The 16,417-nt window shown below is 70.4% G+C and carries 16 protein-coding genes; 12 read left to right on the forward strand and 4 right to left on the reverse strand.

Features of this window, described 5'->3' with window-relative positions:
• Positions 1-79 precede the first annotated feature (79 nt).
• The 10 genes from F7R91_RS04450 to F7R91_RS04500 all read left to right on the forward strand — a co-directional run bounded on the left by F7R91_RS04450 (position 80) and on the right by F7R91_RS04500 (position 9,331).
• Entirely contained in the window at positions 80-1,777 is a 1,698-nt protein-coding gene (locus tag F7R91_RS04450; protein ID WP_150944633.1) for a nitrite/sulfite reductase, read from the forward strand.
• Positions 1,774-1,953, forward strand: a complete 180-nt coding sequence (locus F7R91_RS04455; RefSeq protein WP_150944636.1) for a hypothetical protein — start codon at positions 1,774-1,776, stop codon at positions 1,951-1,953. The genes F7R91_RS04450 and F7R91_RS04455 overlap by 4 nt, the downstream gene beginning before the upstream one ends.
• Complete coding sequence (locus tag F7R91_RS04460) at positions 1,950-2,660, forward strand: phosphoadenylyl-sulfate reductase (protein ID WP_150944638.1); 711 nt, start codon at positions 1,950-1,952, stop codon at positions 2,658-2,660. Before F7R91_RS04455 ends, F7R91_RS04460 begins: the two co-directional genes overlap by 4 nt.
• Entirely contained in the window at positions 2,657-3,241 is a 585-nt protein-coding gene (gene cysC, locus F7R91_RS04465) for an adenylyl-sulfate kinase (protein ID WP_150944640.1), read from the forward strand. Before F7R91_RS04460 ends, cysC begins: the two co-directional genes overlap by 4 nt.
• Positions 3,238-4,179, forward strand: coding sequence for a sulfate adenylyltransferase subunit CysD (cysD, locus tag F7R91_RS04470; RefSeq protein WP_150944642.1), 942 nt, complete (start codon positions 3,238-3,240; stop codon positions 4,177-4,179). The genes cysC and cysD overlap by 4 nt, the downstream gene beginning before the upstream one ends.
• Before the next feature lie 2 nt (positions 4,180-4,181).
• Positions 4,182-5,516, forward strand: a complete 1,335-nt coding sequence (locus F7R91_RS04475; RefSeq protein WP_150944644.1) for a sulfate adenylyltransferase subunit 1 — start codon at positions 4,182-4,184, stop codon at positions 5,514-5,516.
• Positions 5,517-5,739: 223 nt separating this feature from the next.
• Entirely contained in the window at positions 5,740-6,861 is a 1,122-nt protein-coding gene (locus F7R91_RS04485) for an aliphatic sulfonate ABC transporter substrate-binding protein (RefSeq protein WP_150944646.1), read from the forward strand.
• Positions 6,862-6,897: 36 nt separating this feature from the next.
• Complete coding sequence (locus tag F7R91_RS04490) at positions 6,898-7,686, forward strand: ABC transporter ATP-binding protein (protein ID WP_150944648.1); 789 nt, start codon at positions 6,898-6,900, stop codon at positions 7,684-7,686.
• Entirely contained in the window at positions 7,673-8,584 is a 912-nt protein-coding gene (locus F7R91_RS04495) for an ABC transporter permease (RefSeq protein ID WP_150944650.1), read from the forward strand. Before F7R91_RS04490 ends, F7R91_RS04495 begins: the two co-directional genes overlap by 14 nt.
• Before the next feature lie 6 nt (positions 8,585-8,590).
• Positions 8,591-9,331 carry a sirohydrochlorin chelatase gene (locus tag F7R91_RS04500; protein ID WP_150944652.1) on the forward strand — a complete coding sequence of 247 codons (741 nt, stop codon included), beginning with the start codon at positions 8,591-8,593 and terminating at the stop codon, positions 9,329-9,331.
• 34 nt (positions 9,332-9,365) lie between these two features.
• Here F7R91_RS04500 and F7R91_RS04505 read toward each other — a convergent pair whose 3' ends face one another.
• Both F7R91_RS04505 and F7R91_RS04510 read right to left on the reverse strand, forming a co-directional pair.
• Positions 9,366-9,962: a TIGR03086 family metal-binding protein gene (locus F7R91_RS04505; protein WP_150944653.1), complete on the reverse strand. Its 597-nt coding sequence runs from the start codon at positions 9,960-9,962 to the stop codon at positions 9,366-9,368.
• An 85-nt stretch (positions 9,963-10,047) separates the two neighbouring features.
• Positions 10,048-10,596: a DUF1697 domain-containing protein gene (locus tag F7R91_RS04510; protein WP_150944655.1), complete on the reverse strand. Its 549-nt coding sequence runs from the start codon at positions 10,594-10,596 to the stop codon at positions 10,048-10,050.
• 269 nt (positions 10,597-10,865) lie between these two features.
• On the opposite strand from F7R91_RS04510, the gene F7R91_RS04515 reads away from it, so the two are divergent.
• On the forward strand, positions 10,866-13,127 hold the full coding sequence (locus tag F7R91_RS04515) for an MMPL family transporter (protein ID WP_150944657.1): 2,262 nt from the start codon (positions 10,866-10,868) through the stop codon (positions 13,125-13,127).
• Between the two features lie 186 nt (positions 13,128-13,313).
• Positions 13,314-14,177, forward strand: coding sequence for a phosphotransferase enzyme family protein (locus F7R91_RS04520; protein ID WP_150944659.1), 864 nt, complete (start codon positions 13,314-13,316; stop codon positions 14,175-14,177).
• 119 nt (positions 14,178-14,296) lie between these two features.
• Here F7R91_RS04520 and F7R91_RS04525 read toward each other — a convergent pair whose 3' ends face one another.
• Together F7R91_RS04525 and F7R91_RS04530 are read right to left on the reverse strand one after the other, a co-directional pair.
• Entirely contained in the window at positions 14,297-15,019 is a 723-nt protein-coding gene (locus tag F7R91_RS04525) for a 3'-5' exonuclease (RefSeq protein ID WP_150944661.1), read from the reverse strand.
• A 114-nt stretch (positions 15,020-15,133) separates the two neighbouring features.
• The gene (locus tag F7R91_RS04530; RefSeq protein ID WP_150944864.1) at positions 15,134-16,372 is read right to left on the reverse strand and encodes an SAV2148 family HEPN domain-containing protein; all 1,239 of its coding nucleotides are present in this window, start codon (positions 16,370-16,372) and stop codon (positions 15,134-15,136) included.
• Between the last annotated feature and the right edge of the window lie 45 nt (positions 16,373-16,417).

Below are 16,417 nucleotides of genomic sequence, written 5' to 3' on the forward strand. Positions count from 1 at the left end.
AATGCCGCGCCCGTACTCCCACGCGCCCGTACGCGCAGGTAAGAGCCGCATTCCCGCCTGTCCCGAAGGACGTAGAACCATGGCCGCCACCCCGCAGAACCCTGCCGCCGCGACTCCCCGCCGCAAGGTGAGCCGTCACCGTGGTGAGGGTCAGTGGGCCGCGGGGCACTTCACCCCGCTCAACGGCAACGAGCAGTTCAAGAAGGACGACGACGGTCTCAATGTGCGGACACGCATTGAGACGATCTACTCCAAGCGCGGCTTCGACTCCATCGACCCCAACGACCTGCGCGGCCGCATGCGCTGGTGGGGGCTCTACACCCAGCGCAAGCCCGGGATCGACGGCGGCAAGACCGCGATCCTGGAGCCGGAGGAGCTGGACGACGAGTACTTCATGCTGCGGGTCCGTATCGACGGCGGGCGGCTGACGACGCAGCAGCTGCGGGTCATCGGCGAGATCTCGCAGGAGTTCGCGCGCGGCACCGCGGACCTCACCGACCGGCAGAACGTCCAGTACCACTGGATCCGGATCGAGGACGTGCCCGAGATCTGGAACCGCCTGGAGGCGGTCGGCCTGTCCACCACCGAGGCCTGCGGTGACACGCCCCGTGTGATCCTCGGCTCACCCGTGGCCGGTATCGCCGCGGACGAGATCGTCGACGGCACTCCGGCCGTCGAGGAAATCCACCGCCGGATCATCGGCAACAAGGAGTTCTCCAACCTGCCCCGCAAGTTCAAGTCCGCGATCTCCGGCTCGCCGCTGCTCGACGTGGCGCACGAGATCAACGACGTCGCCTTCGTCGGCGTCAACCACCCCGAGCACGGCCCCGGTTTCGACCTGTGGGTCGGCGGCGGGCTGTCCACCAACCCGAAGATCGGCGTCCGGCTCGGCGCCTGGGTCCCGCTGGACGAGGTGCCCGAGGTCTTCGAAGGCGTCATCTCGATCTTCCGCGACTACGGCTACCGGCGCCTGCGGACGCGCGCCCGTCTGAAGTTCCTGGTCGCCGACTGGGGCGCGGAGAAGTTCCGTCAGGTGCTTCAGGACGAGTACCTCAAGCGCGAGCTCACCGACGGCCCCGCGCCCGCCCAGCCCGTGCAGCGCTGGCGCGACCACGTCGGTGTGCACCCGCAGAACGACGGCCGTTTCTACGTCGGGTTCGCCCCGCGTGTGGGCCGGGTGGACGGCACGACCCTGACGAAGATCGCCGAGCTGGCGGAGGCGCACGGCTCGGGCCGGGTCCGCACCACCGTCGAGCAGAAGATGATCGTGCTCGATGTCGAGGAGGCGCAGGTCGCGTCGCTGGTCGAGGCCCTGGAGGCACTGGACCTGACGACCAGTCCCTCTCCGTTCCGGCGCGGCACCATGGCCTGCACCGGCATCGAGTACTGCAAGCTCGCCATCGTCGAGACCAAGGCCCGCGGCGCCTCGCTGATCGACGAACTGGAGCGCCGTATCCCGGACTTCGACGAGCCGCTCACCATCAACATCAACGGCTGCCCGAACGCCTGCGCCCGTATCCAGGTGGCGGACATCGGTCTCAAGGGCCAGCTGGTCCTGAACGACCAGGGCGAGCAGGTCGAGGGCTACCAGGTGCATCTGGGCGGCGCCCTCGGTCTGGAGGCCGGCTTCGGCCGCAAGGTGCGCGGCCTGAAGGTGACGTCGGAGGAGCTGCCGGACTACGTCGAGCGCGTCCTGAAGCGTTTCCAGGCGGAGCGCGAGGACGGCGAACGGTTCGCGACGTGGGCCGCGCGCGCTTCCGAGGAGGCCCTTTCATGAGCGAGCGGGCCGCCCCCTTCTACTGCCCCTACTGCGGTGACGAGGACCTGCGTCCCAGCGAGCAAGGTCACGGCGCCTGGGAATGCGCGGCGTGCAACCGCGCATTCCAGCTGAAGTTCCTCGGGCTGCTGTCCCGGGGCGTTCAGCGAACGGACAACGGAGGGGACCGGATATGACGACGGCTCAGGAAGAGCGTACGGACGAGGAGTTGAAGGCGCTCGCCGAGCAGGCGGGCCGTGACCTGGAGGACGCCTCCGCCCTGGAGATCCTCCAGTGGGCGGTCGACACCTTCGGCAAGCGTTTCTGCGTGACCTCCTCCATGGAGGACGCGGTGGTCGCACACCTGGCGTCCCGCGTCCTGAAGGGCGTGGACGTGGTGTTCCTCGACACCGGCTACCACTTCCCCGAGACCATCGGCACCCGGGACGCGGTCGAGGCCGTGATGGACGTCAACGTCATCACGCTCACCCCGCGCCGGACGGTCGCCGAGCAGGACGCCGAGTACGGCCCGAAGTTGCATGACCGCGACCCCGACCTGTGCTGCAAGCTCCGCAAGGTGCAGCCCCTGGAGGAGGGCCTCAAGGACTACGCGGCCTGGGCGACCGGTCTGCGCCGCGACGAGTCCCCGACCCGGGCCAACACGCCGGTCGTCGGCTGGGACGAGAAGCGCCGCAAGGTCAAGGTCTCCCCCATCGCCCGCTGGACCCAGGACGACGTGGACGCGTACGTCGCCGAACACGGTGTCCTCACCAACCCGCTGCTGATGGACGGCTACCCGTCCGTCGGCTGCGCGCCCTGCACCCGCCGCGTCCTGGAGGGCGAGGACGCGCGCGCCGGCCGCTGGGCGGGCCGCGCCAAGACCGAGTGCGGGCTGCACGGATGACCGCGAGTGCCTTTCAGGCGAACACCGAGACCCAGGAGAACCACGTGACGACCGGAGCCACCGTCTGGCTCACGGGTCTGCCGAGTGCCGGCAAGACCACCATCGCGTACGAGCTGGCCGGCCGGCTGCGCGAGGAGGGCCACCTCGTCGAGGTGCTCGACGGCGACGAGATCCGCGAGTTCATCTCGGCCGGGCTCGGCTTCAGCCGCGAGGACCGGCACACCAATGTGCAGCGCATCGGCTTCGTCGCCGAACTGCTCGCCCGCAACGGCGTCAAGGCGCTCGTTCCGGTCATCGCGCCGTACACGGACAGCCGTGACGCCGTGCGGGGGCGCCACCAGAAGAGCGGGGCCGCGTATATCGAGGTGCATGTCGCGACCCCCGTCGAGGTGTGCTCCGTACGCGATGTGAAAGGTCTGTACGCCAAGCAGGCGGCGGGCGAACTGACCGGGCTCACGGGCGTGGACGACCCGTACGAGGATCCCGAGTCGCCCGACCTGCGCATCGAGTCGCAGCACCAGACCGTCCAGGAGTCCGCGGCCGCGGTCCACGCGCTGCTCACCGAGAGGGGACTGGCATGACGACCGTCGCCAAGGTCAAGGAGGGCGAGGGCACAGGAAGCCCGTACGCCCTCTCCCACCTGGACGCGCTGGAGTCCGAGGCGGTGCACATCTTCCGTGAGGTGGCGGGCGAGTTCGAGCGGCCGGTGATCCTGTTCTCCGGCGGCAAGGACTCCATCGTCATGCTGCACCTCGCGCTGAAGGCGTTCGCCCCGGCCGCGATCCCCTTCTCCCTGCTGCACGTGGACACCGGGCACAACTTCCCCGAGGTCATCGACTACCGCGACCGCACGGTCGAACAGCATGGGCTGCGCCTCCATGTGGCCTCCGTGCAGGACTACATCGACCGCGGTGTGCTGCGCGAACGCCCGGACGGGACACGGAATCCCCTCCAGACCGTGCCGCTCACCGAGAAGATCCAGGGCGAGAAGTTCGACGCCGTCTTCGGCGGCGGACGCCGCGACGAGGAGAAGGCCCGGGCCAAGGAACGGGTCTTCTCCCTGCGCGACGAGTTCTCCCAGTGGGACCCCCGCCGTCAGCGGCCCGAGCTCTGGAACCTCTACAACGGCCGCCACGCACCCGGCGAACACGTCCGCGTCTTCCCCCTGTCCAACTGGACCGAACTCGACGTCTGGCAGTACATCGCCCGCGAGGGCATCGAACTGCCCGAGATCTACTTCGCGCACGAGCGCGAGGTGTTCCGGCGGGCGGGCATGTGGCTGACCGCCGGTGAGTGGGGCGGGCCGAAGGAGGGCGAGACGGTCGAGAAGCGGCTCATCCGCTACCGGACCGTGGGCGACATGTCGTGCACCGGAGCCGTCGACTCCGACGCGACCACGCTGGACGCCGTGATCGCCGAGATCGCCGCCTCCCGGCTCACCGAGCGCGGCGCCACCCGCGCCGACGACAAGCTCTCCGAGGCCGCGATGGAAGACCGTAAGCGCGAGGGGTACTTCTAACCATGAGCACGACCACGACCGAGGAACTCTCGGCCACCACGCTGCTGCGGTTCGCCACCGCCGGGTCCGTCGACGACGGCAAGTCCACCCTCGTGGGCCGGCTGCTGCACGACTCCAAGTCGGTCCTCACCGACCAGCTGGAGGCCGTGGAGCGCGCCTCGGCGAGCCGCGGCCAGGACGGCCCGGACCTGGCGCTGCTCACCGACGGCCTGCGCGCCGAGCGCGAGCAGGGCATCACCATCGATGTCGCCTACCGCTACTTCGCCACCGCGCGGCGCCGGTTCATCCTCGCCGACACGCCGGGCCATGTGCAGTACACCCGGAACATGGTGACCGGTGCCTCCACGGCAGAGCTCACGGTGATCCTGGTCGACGCCCGCAACGGCGTCGTCGAGCAGACCCGCCGGCACGCCGCGATCGCGGCGCTGCTGCGCGTCCCGCACGTCGTCCTCGCCGTCAACAAGATGGACCTCGTCGGCTACGAGGAGTCCGTGTTCGCCGCGATCGCCGAGGAGTTCACGGCGTACGCGACCGAGCTGGGAGTCCCGGAGGTCACCGCGATCCCGATCTCGGCGCTCGCCGGTGACAACGTCGTGGAGCCGTCCGCGACCATGGACTGGTACGGCGGGCCGACCTTCCTGGAGCACCTGGAGTCGGTGCCGGTCAGCCACGACCTGGCGCACTGCCATGCGCGTCTGCCCGTGCAGTACGTGATCCGGCCGCAGACCGCCGAGCACCCGGACTACCGGGGCTACGCGGGCCAGATCGCCGCCGGCACCTTCCGCGTCGGCGAGCAGATCACCGTGCTGCCCTCCGGCCGCTCGACGAAGATCTCCGGCATCGACCTGCTCGGCGAGCCGGTCGACGTCGCCTGGACGACCCAGTCGGTGACCCTCCTGCTGGAGGACGACATCGACATCTCGCGCGGCGACCTGATCGTGCCCAGCAAGGACGCGCCGCCGACCACCCAGGACATCGAGGCGACCGTCTGCCATGTGGCCGACCAGCCGCTGACCGTCGGCCACCGGGTGCTGCTCAGGCACGGCACCCGCACCGTCAAGGCGATCGTGAAGGACATCCCGTCCCGTCTCACGCTCGACGACCTGTCCCTGCACCCGCACCCGGGACAGCTCGTCGCCAACGACATCGGCCGGGTGAAGATCCGTACCGCCGAGCCGCTGCCGGTCGACTCCTACGCGGATTCCCGTCGCACCGGCTCGTTCATCCTGATCGACCCGAACGACGGCACCACGCTCACCGCGGGCATGGTCGGCGAGTCGTTCGCGTCTCCGGAGCCCGTCAAGGACGAGGCCGAGGACGACGGGTGGGACTTCTGAGCATGAACGGCACCGACTACTACTCGATGTTCGCGAAGGAGGGCGGCCGCATCGGCAGCGGCGCCCTCGGCAGCGGGCAGGGCGGAGTGGCGCGATGTGTGCGGTGACGTACGCGCACTGCGGGCGCGCCCTCACCCCCCACCGCCGTAGACGAAGACCTGCCGACCTCCCGGCCGCGACCTGACAGACCGTGACCGCCGGGCCAACGAGAGGAACACCTCCCGTGCCTGCCAACCGCTCAGCCGGTGCGACCTTGCTCCGCCGCGGCCTCGCCGTGCTCGCCGCTCTTCCGCTGCTGGCCCTCGCCGCCTGCGGCTACGGCTCGAAGGCGGACGACGTCCCGGCCGGACAGAGGATCGCCGCCGGGGCGGAAAAGGTCGACGGTCTCGACTCCGTGAAGATCGGCTACTTCGGCAATCTGACCCACGCCACCGCCCTCGTCGGTGTCCAGAGGGGCTTCTTCCAGAAGGAGCTCGGCGCCACGGCGGCCAGGTACCAGGTCTTCAACGCCGGTCCCTCCGAGATCGAGGCGTTGAACTCCGGCTCGATCGACATCGGCTGGATCGGCCCGTCCCCGGCGATCAACGGCTACACCCGGGCCGAGGGCAAGAACCTGCGGATCATCGGCGGTTCGGCCTCCGGTGGCGTGAAGCTCGTCGTCGACCCGGAGAAGATCAAGTCCCTGAAGGACGTCAAGGGCAAGCGGATCGCGACCCCGCAGCTCGGCAACACGCAGGACGTGGCGTTCCTCAACTGGGTCGCGGAGCAGGGCTGGAAGGTCGACGCGGAGAGCGGCACGGGCGACGTCTCGGTCGTCCGCACCGACAACAAGGTCACCCCGGACGCCTACCGGGCCGGTTCCGTCGACGGCGCGTGGGTGCCCGAGCCGACCGCGTCCAAGCTGGTCGCGGAGGGCGCCAAGGTGCTCCTCGACGAATCCGACCTGTGGCCGGACAGGAAGTTCGTGATCACGAACATCATCGTGTCGCAGAAGTTCCTCACCGAGCACCCCAAGGCCGTCGAGGCGGTCCTGAAGGCCTCGGTGGAGACCAACAAGTGGATCAACGCCAACCCGGACGAGGCCAAGGCCGCGGCGAACAGGCAGCTCGGGACCGACTCGGGCAAGGAGCTGCCGGCCGAGGTGCTGGACCCGGCGTGGAAGTCCATCCGGATCACCGACGACCCGCTGGCCTCCACGCTCGGCACCGAGGCCGGGCACGCGGTCGAGGCGGGTCTCCTCGAGAACCCGGATCTGGCCGGCATCTACGACCTGACGCTGCTGAACAAGGTCCTCAAGGACGAGGGCGCGAACACAGTCGACGACGCCGGGCTCGGCGTCAAGTAGCCCGTACATCCCGAGAGTTCCCAGGAGGTGACGACCATGGCAACCGCCCTCGCCAAGGCCGCGGAGAGCACCGCGGCGGTGGAGCACGCCGCGCGCATCGAGCATGTCTCGAAGTCCTTCCCCGGCCCCGCCGGGCAGCAGCTCGTCCTCGACGACATCACCCTGGATGTCGCACCGGGCGAGTTCGTCACCCTCCTCGGGGCCTCGGGCTGCGGAAAGTCCACCCTGCTGAACCTGGTGGCGGGCCTCGACAGGCCCACCGCCGGCACCATCACGACCGACGGGCGCCCCGCCCTGATGTTCCAGGAGCACGCCCTGTTCCCGTGGCTGACCGCGGGCAAGAACATCGAACTCGCCCTGAAGCTCAGGGGGGTTCCCAAGAGCGAGCGGCGCGGCCGCGCCGAGCAGCTTCTCGAACTGGTCCGGCTGAAGGGCTCGTACGGCAAGCGGGTGCACGAACTGTCCGGTGGTATGCGCCAGCGCGTGGCGATGGCCCGCGCGCTCGCGCAGGACAGCCAGCTGCTGCTGATGGACGAGCCGTTCGCGGCGCTCGACGCGATCACCCGCGATGTGCTGCACGACGAGCTGACCCGGATCTGGGCGGAGACGGGGGTGTCGGTCCTGTTCGTCACGCACAACGTGCGCGAGGCCGTGCGCCTGGCGCAGCGTGTGGTGCTGCTGTCCTCCCGGCCCGGCCGGGTGGCGCGCGAGTGGCGGGTGGACATGGCGCAGCCGCGCCGCATCGAGGACGCGCCCGTGGCCGAACTGTCCCTAGAGATCACCGATGTCCTGCGTGGGGAGATCCGCCGTCATGGCCAGCACTGAGACCACCGACCCGACGGCGGACGCGCCCGTCAAGGACCGCGGCGACGCCGGCGGCCTGGAGGCGGGCCTCGACGCGCTGGAGACCTCGGTCGCGAGCCGTACGCCGTTCCGGCAGACGTTCGTCAACAAGATCCTGCCGCCGATCGTCGCCGTCGGCGTGGTGCTGGTCGTCTGGCAGGCGCTGATCTCGCTGAAGATCGTCGACGATCCGACCAAGCTGCCCTCGCCGGCCGACGTGGGGAACGAGTTCAGGGACGCCTGGCTGGAGGGCACGCTCCTCGGCTACATCTGGACCAGCATCTCGCGCGGCCTGCTCGGCTTCCTGTTCGCGCTCGCCATCGGCACCCCGCTGGGTCTGCTGGTGGCCCGCGTGAAGTTCGTGCGTGCGGCGATCGGCCCGATCCTGTCCGGACTGCAGTCGCTGCCGTCGGTGGCGTGGGTGCCGCCGGCCGTGATCTGGCTGGGTCTGAACAACTCGATGATGTATGCGGTGATCCTGCTCGGCGCGGTCCCGTCCATCGCCAACGGTCTGGTCTCCGGTATCGACCAGGTGCCGCCGCTGTTCCTGCGGGCGGGCCGCACGATGGGCGCGACCGGTCTGAAGGGCGCCTGGCACATCGTGATGCCGGCCGCCCTGCCCGGCTATCTGGCCGGTCTGAAGCAGGGCTGGGCCTTCTCCTGGCGCTCGCTGATGGCCGCGGAGATCATCGCCTCCTCGCCGGACCTGGGCATCGGCCTGGGCGCGCTGCTGGAGAACGGCCGCAACGCCAGCTCCATGTCCATGGTGTTCGAGGCCATCTTCCTGATCCTGTTCGTCGGCATCGCCATCGACCTGCTGATCTTCAGTCCGCTGGAGCGGTGGGTGCTGCGCAGCCGCGGTCTGCTGGTGAAGGGCTGAGATTCCTTGCACAACAAGCCGGTTCTTCTCGTCGTCGCCCACGGCAGCCGCGATCCGCGGCATGCCGCGACCGTTGACGCCCTGGTGAGGCGGGTACGGTCGCTGCGGCCGGGGCTGCGGGTGGAGACCGGCTTCCTGGACTTCAACATCCCGTCCGTGCACGGGGTGCTGGAGTCGCTGGCGGCGGAGGGTGTGCGGGATGTCGTGGCCCTTCCGCTGCTGCTCACGCGCGCGTTCCATGCCAAGGCGGACATCCCGGCGGTCCTGCGGGACGCGCCGCCGCGGCTGCGGATCCGGCAGGCGGAGGTGCTCGGCCCCTCACCGCTGCTGCTGACCGCCCTGGAACGGCGTGTGTACGAGGCGGGGCTCACCCCCGCCGACAAGTCCTCGACCGGGGTCGTGCTGGCCTCGGCGGGGTCCACGGACCCGGAGGCGATCGCAGTGATCGCCGATATCGCGCGGGAGTGGTGGCACACCGGTTGGTGCGCCGTGCGACCTGCGTTCGCCTCCGCGGCTCTGCCCCGCACGGAGGACGCCGTGCGCGAACTCCGGGCCATGGGCTGCTCGAAGGTCGCGGTCGCCCCGTATGTGCTCGCCCCCGGCTTCCTCCCGGACCGCATCGCCCGGGGCGCGGCCGGGGCGGACGTCCTCGCCGACGTGCTGGGCCCGGCACCGGAGGTGGCACGGGTGCTGCTGGAGCGGTACGACACGGCATGCGTCCCGGCACTCGCCGCCGTGGGGGCCTGAGGGGAGCCCGGCCTCCCATGACGACGGATCGTTCTCAGCGGCCCGCCCGGGCACCCTGACGCGGGTTCCGGCCGCTCGACGCCAGCGCTCGGTCGAACACGGGCGCGTCGTCCGGCACCGGGACCGGGTCGGCGAAGCCGTCGTACTGGCGATACAGGTCGCCGTGCGTCTCGACCACGTCGAGGACGAGCCGGGCCGCGCCCGCCGAGACGTGGTACTCCTGGCCGGTGGCCGTGGCGACGTCCCAGCCGTGCACCGCCATCTCCTTGATGATCATCGAGGCGAGTTCGGCGGCGGGAAGGGCCGCCGTACCGAGGTCCACCTCGCCCTCCCACACCGCGGGGTCCGCCCAGGCCGCGACCGCGCGGTCCAGCTGGGCGGCGTACGCCGCGGCCCAGTCCGGGTCGGCGGTGAAGTCCCGCGCGGTGAGCTCCTCGGGAAGCTGCTTGCGCAGGGCGCGGTGCTCCAGGCCGTACGAGGTGTAGAGAACCCAGTGGTTGACGAGGGCGCGGAGGTCCCAGTCCGGGCAGTGGGTCGGATCGCCGAGCTGAGCCGCCGTGACGCCACGCGCCACGCGCGCCGCCTCGGCGGCACATTCGGTCATGTACGGGTACAGGTCGTCCTTGGTCATGTCCTCACGCTAGGAAGACGCCGCTGAGGACTCTTGAACAAACGCGACAGCCTCGTCGTCGTCCTCGCACAGACCCGCGCGCCCTTCAGCGGGCGGTCAGCTCCACGAGTTTGAGGACCGTGTTCCAGTTGCGGGTGGTGGCGATCAGGCCCTTGTTGACCCGGGGCCTGGACAGCTGTTCGGCGAGCTTGGAGCGGCCCAGGCCGTTCGGCGCGTACAGGTACAGCGCACGGTCGCCCAGGCGGAACTCCTCCGGGAGATGGGCCCCCTGGTCGATCCCCGCGAACCGTTCGGCGTCCACCGGCGAGGAGTAGTACGTGACGTGGAGCTGCCTGGCCTCCAGATCGGCGGCCGGGAAGGGGCAGTCCTCGGCGACGGCCCTGAGATAGGCGTGGTCGCGCACGATCACGTCGACGGGGAACCCGAAGTGCTGCTCGATCGCCTGCCCGAGCTCGTCGGCGAGGGACTCCTCGTCGCCGTGGTCGCTCGCGAAGACGGCCTGGCCGCTCTGCAGATAGGTGCGGACGCCGTCGTGGCCGAGCCCCGCCATGAGCGTGCGCAGCTCGGCCATCGGGACCTTCCTGCCGCCGCCCACGTTGATCCCCCGCAGCAGGGCCGCATACGTCGTCGTCATCCGCTCACCTTAGAGCGGCCGCCGCCGCTGTAGAGGGTGGGCGCGGGGGGCCACGGGCCGGACACCCCTGATCACCGACCCCCAGGTCCCGAGATAGATGTAGGGGGCCACTGTCCTCCCCGGGGGTGAGAGAGCCGCCTCCGAGGGGATGAGTCGCGCCCGAAGCACTTCACCGGCCAGCACGACGAGATGGCTTTATCCCGCCCATACCTTCGAATCCTGAGGTGACGGCAGGGGGCTGTCACCGATCACGAGGGGGCAAGCCCGTCATGGGGAACGGAGATTCGCGGGTGCGGGGCATCGCCGCCCGGGCCGGCGGCTGGAGCGCCCGGCATCGCTGGGCGGCGGTCGGCATCTGGGTGCTGTTCGTCGTCCTGGCGATGGGGCTCGGTTCAGCGGCGGGCCGGGTCGATGTCAAGGAGAGCGACCAGCTCAAGGGCGAGACGCACACCGCAGCCAAGATCATCGAGGAAGCCGGGATCGACGAGCCGGCCGGTGAGACCGTCCTGGTCCAGGCGAAGGACGCCGGGGTCAGGGCGACGGACGCCGAGTTCAAGGCCGCCGTCACCGCCGTCATGGACGCCGTCGAGGGGACCGGCAAGGTCACGGATGTGACGTCGCCGTACGACACGCAGACGATCTCGAAGGACGGCCGCAGCGCGCTGGTGCAGTTCGACATGCGGGGCGAGGCCGACACAGCGGGCGAGCGGGTCGAGCCGGTGCTGAAGGCCGTCGAGGGGGTGCAGAAGGAGCACGAGTCGCTGCGGATCGAGGAGATCGGCGGCGCCAGCATGATGAAGACGTTCGACGACGCGTTCGGGGACGACTTCCAGAAGGCCGAGTACTCCGCGGTGCCGGTGGCCCTCGGCATTCTGCTCATCGCCTTCGGCGCGCTGGTGGCGGCGCTCGTCCCGGTCGCGCTGGCGATCACCGCGATCATGGCGACGATGGGCCTGATGGGCGTCGTCAGCCATGTGATGCCGATGAGCGACACCGCCAACTCCGTGATGCTCCTGGTGGGCCTCGCGGTCGGCGTCGACTACTGCCTGTTCTATCTGCGCCGCGAGCGCGAGGAGCGCGAGGCCGGACGGGACGCGCAGACGGCCCTCAGGGTCGCCGCCGCCACCAGCGGCCGCGCGATCATCGTCTCCGGTGTCACGGTGTGCGTGGCGATGGCGGGCATGCTGTTCACCGGGCTCGCCGAGTTCGAGGCGATGGGTCTGGCCTCGCTGATGGTCGTGGCGGTCGCCATGGTCGGATCGGTGACCGTGCTGCCCGCGCTGCTGTCCCTGCTGGGCGAGCGGGTCGAGAAGGGCCGCATTCCGTTCCTGCACAAGGCCATGCAGCGCCGCGCCGCCCGTAACAACGGGGAGAGCCGCTTCTGGACCGCCGTGCTGCGCCAGGTGCTCGCGAGGCCCCTGGTCTCCGTGCTCGTCGCGGCCGGTGCGCTGCTGGCGATCGCGGCCCCCGCGATCGGCATGAAGACCCAGAACCTCACGCTGGACCAGGAGTTCGGCGACTCGCTGCCGATCGTGCAGACGTACAACCGGGTCAACGACGCCTTCCCGGGCGGCTCCGAGCCGGCCGAGGTGGTCGTCAAGGCGAAGGACATCAACTCCCCCGAGGTGACGAACGCCATCGCCGCCTTCAAGGAGCGTGCGATCAGCTCGGGTGCCTCGCGCGGCCCGGTCGAGATCAAGCTGCACGACGCGCAGAACATCGCCTTCGTCTACGTCCCGCTGGTCGGCGGCTCCGACCTGGACAAGGCGGGCGCGAGCCTGGAGAAGCTGCGCGACGACGTACGGCCGGCCACGCTCGGCAAGGTCGACGGCGTCCAGGCACCGATCTCCGGACAGGTCGCCGGCTCGCACGACTTCAACGACCAGTTGGCCGGAGCCGTCGTCCCGGTGTTCGCGTTCGTCGTGGTCTTCGCCTTCCTGCTGATGCTGCTGTCCTTCCGCTCGCTGACGATCGCGGTCACCTCGATCGTGCTCAACCTGCTGTCGGTGGGCGCGGCGTACGGCATCCTCGTCGCCGTCTTCCAGCACGGCTGGGGCGCGTCGGTGGTGGGCGCGGAGGGCGTCGGCGCCATCATCACCTGGCTGCCGCTGTTCCTCTTCGTGATCCTGTTCGGCCTGTCGATGGACTACCACGTGTTCGTGGTCTCCCGGATCCGCGAGGCCCGGATGCGGGGCCGTACGACGAAGGACGCGATCCAGCACGGTGTGGTCACCACGGCCGGTGTCGTCACCAGCGCCGCGGTCATCATGGTCGCCGTGTTCGCGATCTTCGGCACGCTGTCCATGCAGTCCATGAAGCAGATGGGTGTGGGCCTGGCGGCCGCGGTGCTCATCGACGCGACGATCATCCGGGGCGTGCTGCTCCCGGCCGTGATGGCGCTGCTCGGCGAGCGCAACTGGTATCTGCCGAAGTGGCTGCACCGGATGCCGGACCTGACGCACGACGAGTCGTCGGAGGCGATCGTGCGGCCTTCTGCGCGGGACGACGAGGGTGAGCCGGTGAGGGTCTGACGAGGATTCGCCCCTTCAACAGAGGGCCCGTTGGTTTCCCGGGGGGACCAACGGGCTCTCGTCTGTCCTCTGGACAGTGCTTGGACAGCTCGACGAGGTGGCTCCCGAGTACGTGCAGCCCCGGCCGTGACCGGAGATGATGATCGCGTGGAACGGTGGGTGGCGGGCCGGGCGCGGAGGAGGCCGATGGACGAGGCACGGGCGCGGGAGGTGCTGGCCGCGGCGGAGGTGCTGCCCGGCCGGGTGCGGGAGGCGCGGCTGCTGGCGTTGGGCGAGAACGCGGTGTTCGCCGCCGGTGATCTGGTCGTGAAGGTGGGCCGGGACGCCGAACTGCTGGACCGGGCGCGCCGTGAGCTGGACGTCGCGATGTGGCTCGCGGAGGCGGGCGTGCCGGCGGTGCGGGCGGCGGCCCCCGAGGCACTGCTGGTCGAGGGTCATCCGGTGACCGTGTGGCACCGGATGCCCGATCCGGTACGGCCCGCGGAGCCGCGGGATCTGGCCGTCCTGCTGCGGAGGGTGCACGCACTGCCCTCCCCCTCCTTCGGTCTGCCCTCCCGCGACCTGCTGGGCGGTGTGGAGCGCTGGCTGCGGCTCGCGGGCGAGGCGATCGATCCCGGGGACGCGGCGTATCTGCGCGAGCGCCGCGACGGTTTCGCGGCGGCCGCGGCCGCACTGACGGCCCATCTGCCGCCGGGCCCGATCCACGGGGACGCGCTGCCCCGCAATGTGCATGTCGGTCCGGACGGGCCGGTGCTGGTCGATCTGGAGACGTTCTCCGCGGATCTGCGCGAGCACGACCTGGTCGTCATGGCTCTCGACCGCGACCGCTACGGGCTCTCCGCCGAGGCGTACGACGCGTTCACCTCGGCGTACGGCTGGGACGTCCGCGCGTGGGAGGGCTGCTCGGTGCTGCGCGGCGCCCGGGAGACGGCGAGCTGCGCCTGGGTGACCCAGCATGCGCCGGGGAACCCGAAGGCACTGGCCGAGTTCGAGCGGCGGGTGGCGTCCTTGCGGGACGGGGACGAGACGGTGCGGTGGTATCCGTTCTAGGAATGCCGTACGACGACCCCTACTTCGCGACGAACGCCTCGAGTTCGCACGTGTCGAGCCACGTGACCTGCGGATCGGGGGGAGGATGGTGCATCGCTCCCCCGCGGGTCCGCTCGCTCTCAGGCCGGCTCGTTGGCGAGCTCCCGCAGCGGCCACGTTCCGTCGACCACCGCCTCCGGATCGCCCTTGCGGCGCAGGAAGTTCTGGAAGTCCGCCGCCCACTGCGCGTACCACTCGATCTGACGGCGGTGCAGTTCCGCCGGGCCGAGGGCCGCGATCTTGGGGTGGCGGGCGGCTATCGCGCGGGCCAGCCCGGCCGCGGCGAGGGCGTCGGCCGAGGCGTCGTGGGCGGAGTCGAGCGCGATGCCGTACTCCGTGCAGACCGCTTCGAGGTTGCGCTTTCCTCGGCGGTACCGGTCGGCCCAGCGGTCGATGGTGTACGGGTCGATGACGGGCGCGGGGTCGACTCCGCCGAGGCGGTCGCGCAGGGACGGCAGAGAGTACCTCCGCAGTTCCGCGGAGAGCAGGCTCAGATCGAAGGCCGCGTTGTAGGCGACCACCGGAACGCCCGTCTTCCAGTACGTCACCAGGACGTCCGCGATGGCGTCCGCCACCTGGTCGGCCGGCCGGCCCTCGGCGGCCGCGCGTTCGTTGCTGATGCCGTGCACCGCCACCGCGTCCGCCGGGATCTCCACGCCCGGATCCGCCAGCCACTCCCGGCGCCCTATGGGCTGCCCGTCCCTGACCTCGATGACGGCGGCCGTGACGATACGCGCCGTACGCGGATCGGTCCCGGTCGTCTCCAGGTCGAAGCCGATCAGCAGCTCCCGGTGCCAGCCCATCGGCGGCCCCCCTTCTTGGTGGTGCTTTCCCCCAGTGGTCTCCACCCTCCCATGCGCCACTGACAATCAGAGGACCGCATTCCGCTTGGTCGCTCCCGTGGCGCCGCACGCCGTTCAGGACACCGGCCGCGAATCCGCCCAGGTCAGCTCGAACTCCTCGCGATACGTCGGGAAGAGACCGCTCTCGTCGACTTCGCCCGGCTTGACCACCTTGCCCCCGCCGCGCAGAACCAGCACCGGCGCCTCCATGCCCCGCGACCGCCGCAGATAGGACTGCACGACGGCGATGCCGTCCGAGCCGTCGCCGTCGACGAGGTACGCCGTGAAGCGGGGTGTCTCGTCGTAGACCTGGATCTCGAAGGCGCCGGGGTCGCGCAGCTTGGAGCGGACCCGGCGCATGTGCAGGATGTTCATCTCGACGGCCCGGCTCAACTCGCCGCGTCTGATGCCGAGTTCGCGCTCGCGCCGTTTGACCGCGCTGGAGGCGGGGTTCAGGAACAGCAGCCGTACACGGCAGCCCGACTCGGCCAGGCGCACCAGGCGCCGGCCGGAGAAGTTCTGCACGAGCAGGTTGAGGCCGATGCCGACGGCGTCGAGCCGCCGGGCGCCGCCGAAGAGGTCCTCGGCGGGGAACTGGCGCATGAGCCGCACCCGGTCGGGGTGTACGGCGACCACATCCGCGTACCGGTCTCCGACGAGGTCCTCGACCGCGTCGACGGGCAGCCGGCGCGCGGAGGGGACGTCACCGCCCGTGCCGAGTATCTCCAGCAGTCTGGCGGAGGCCCGCTCGGCCTGGCCGAGGACGGCCTCGGACAGCGCCCGGTTGCGGGAGACGACGTTACGGGTCACTTCCAGCTCGTCCAGGGCGAGTTCGACGTCCCGGCGTTCGTCGAAGTAGGGCTCGAAGCACGGCCAGTGCTGCACCATCAGCTCGCGCAGCTGCGGCAGCGTGAGGAAGCTGAGGACGTTGTCGTCGGCCGGGTCGAGCAAGTAGCCCTTGCGGCGGCTGACTTCGCGTACGGCGACCGCGCGCTGCACCCATTCCTGGCCGGCCGGCCCGGCCGCGGCGACGACCCAGTCGTCGCCGTGGACGGGTTCGTAGACGGGCCGCAGAACGGCGGCCACGACGGCGCGCAGCCGCTGTTCGACGAGGTTCAGCCAAATGTAGGCCCGGCCGGCTCGCTGGGCGCGCGTACGCACCTCGCGCCAGGCGTCGGCGTCCCAGTCCAGCTCCGGCCCGATGGCGCCGGCGTCCATCGGCCGCGCCAGGGACACCGTGCCGGGCGGGACCTCTGCGGAGTTCCCCTCGTGACTCTCGTCACCAGGGGGCAACTCCAGCCCTCCCGAGCCCACCCGCGCACCGCCTTCCGCTCCCCCGAGCACTCCCCGTCTCAACGA

The sequence above is a fragment of the Streptomyces luteolifulvus genome, from assembly GCF_008806595.1.
In the GTDB taxonomy this organism is placed as follows: Bacteria; Actinomycetota; Actinomycetes; order Streptomycetales; family Streptomycetaceae; genus Streptomyces; species Streptomyces luteolifulvus.

Bases quoted from the DNA above. Each gene is read 5' to 3' on its own strand.
- F7R91_RS04520 (WP_150944659.1), top strand. From the start codon at position 13,314: ATGGACGAGGCACGGGCGCGGGAGGTGCTGGCCGCGGCGGAGGTGCTG.
- F7R91_RS04490 (WP_150944648.1), top strand. From the start codon at position 6,898: ATGGCAACCGCCCTCGCCAAGGCCGCGGAGAGCACCGCGGCGGTGGAG.
- cysD (WP_150944642.1), top strand. From the start codon at position 3,238: ATGACGACCGTCGCCAAGGTCAAGGAGGGCGAGGGCACAGGAAGCCCG.
- F7R91_RS04510 (WP_150944655.1), bottom strand. From the start codon at position 10,596: ATGACGACGACGTATGCGGCCCTGCTGCGGGGGATCAACGTGGGCGGC.
- F7R91_RS04460 (WP_150944638.1), top strand. From the start codon at position 1,950: ATGACGACGGCTCAGGAAGAGCGTACGGACGAGGAGTTGAAGGCGCTC.
- F7R91_RS04515 (WP_150944657.1), top strand. From the start codon at position 10,866: ATGGGGAACGGAGATTCGCGGGTGCGGGGCATCGCCGCCCGGGCCGGC.
- F7R91_RS04455 (WP_150944636.1), top strand. From the start codon at position 1,774: ATGAGCGAGCGGGCCGCCCCCTTCTACTGCCCCTACTGCGGTGACGAG.
- cysC (WP_150944640.1), top strand. From the start codon at position 2,657: ATGACCGCGAGTGCCTTTCAGGCGAACACCGAGACCCAGGAGAACCAC.
- F7R91_RS04495 (WP_150944650.1), top strand. From the start codon at position 7,673: ATGGCCAGCACTGAGACCACCGACCCGACGGCGGACGCGCCCGTCAAG.
- F7R91_RS04475 (WP_150944644.1), top strand. From the start codon at position 4,182: ATGAGCACGACCACGACCGAGGAACTCTCGGCCACCACGCTGCTGCGG.
- F7R91_RS04450 (WP_150944633.1), top strand. From the start codon at position 80: ATGGCCGCCACCCCGCAGAACCCTGCCGCCGCGACTCCCCGCCGCAAG.
- F7R91_RS04505 (WP_150944653.1), bottom strand. From the start codon at position 9,962: ATGACCAAGGACGACCTGTACCCGTACATGACCGAATGTGCCGCCGAG.
- F7R91_RS04525 (WP_150944661.1), bottom strand. From the start codon at position 15,019: ATGGGCTGGCACCGGGAGCTGCTGATCGGCTTCGACCTGGAGACGACC.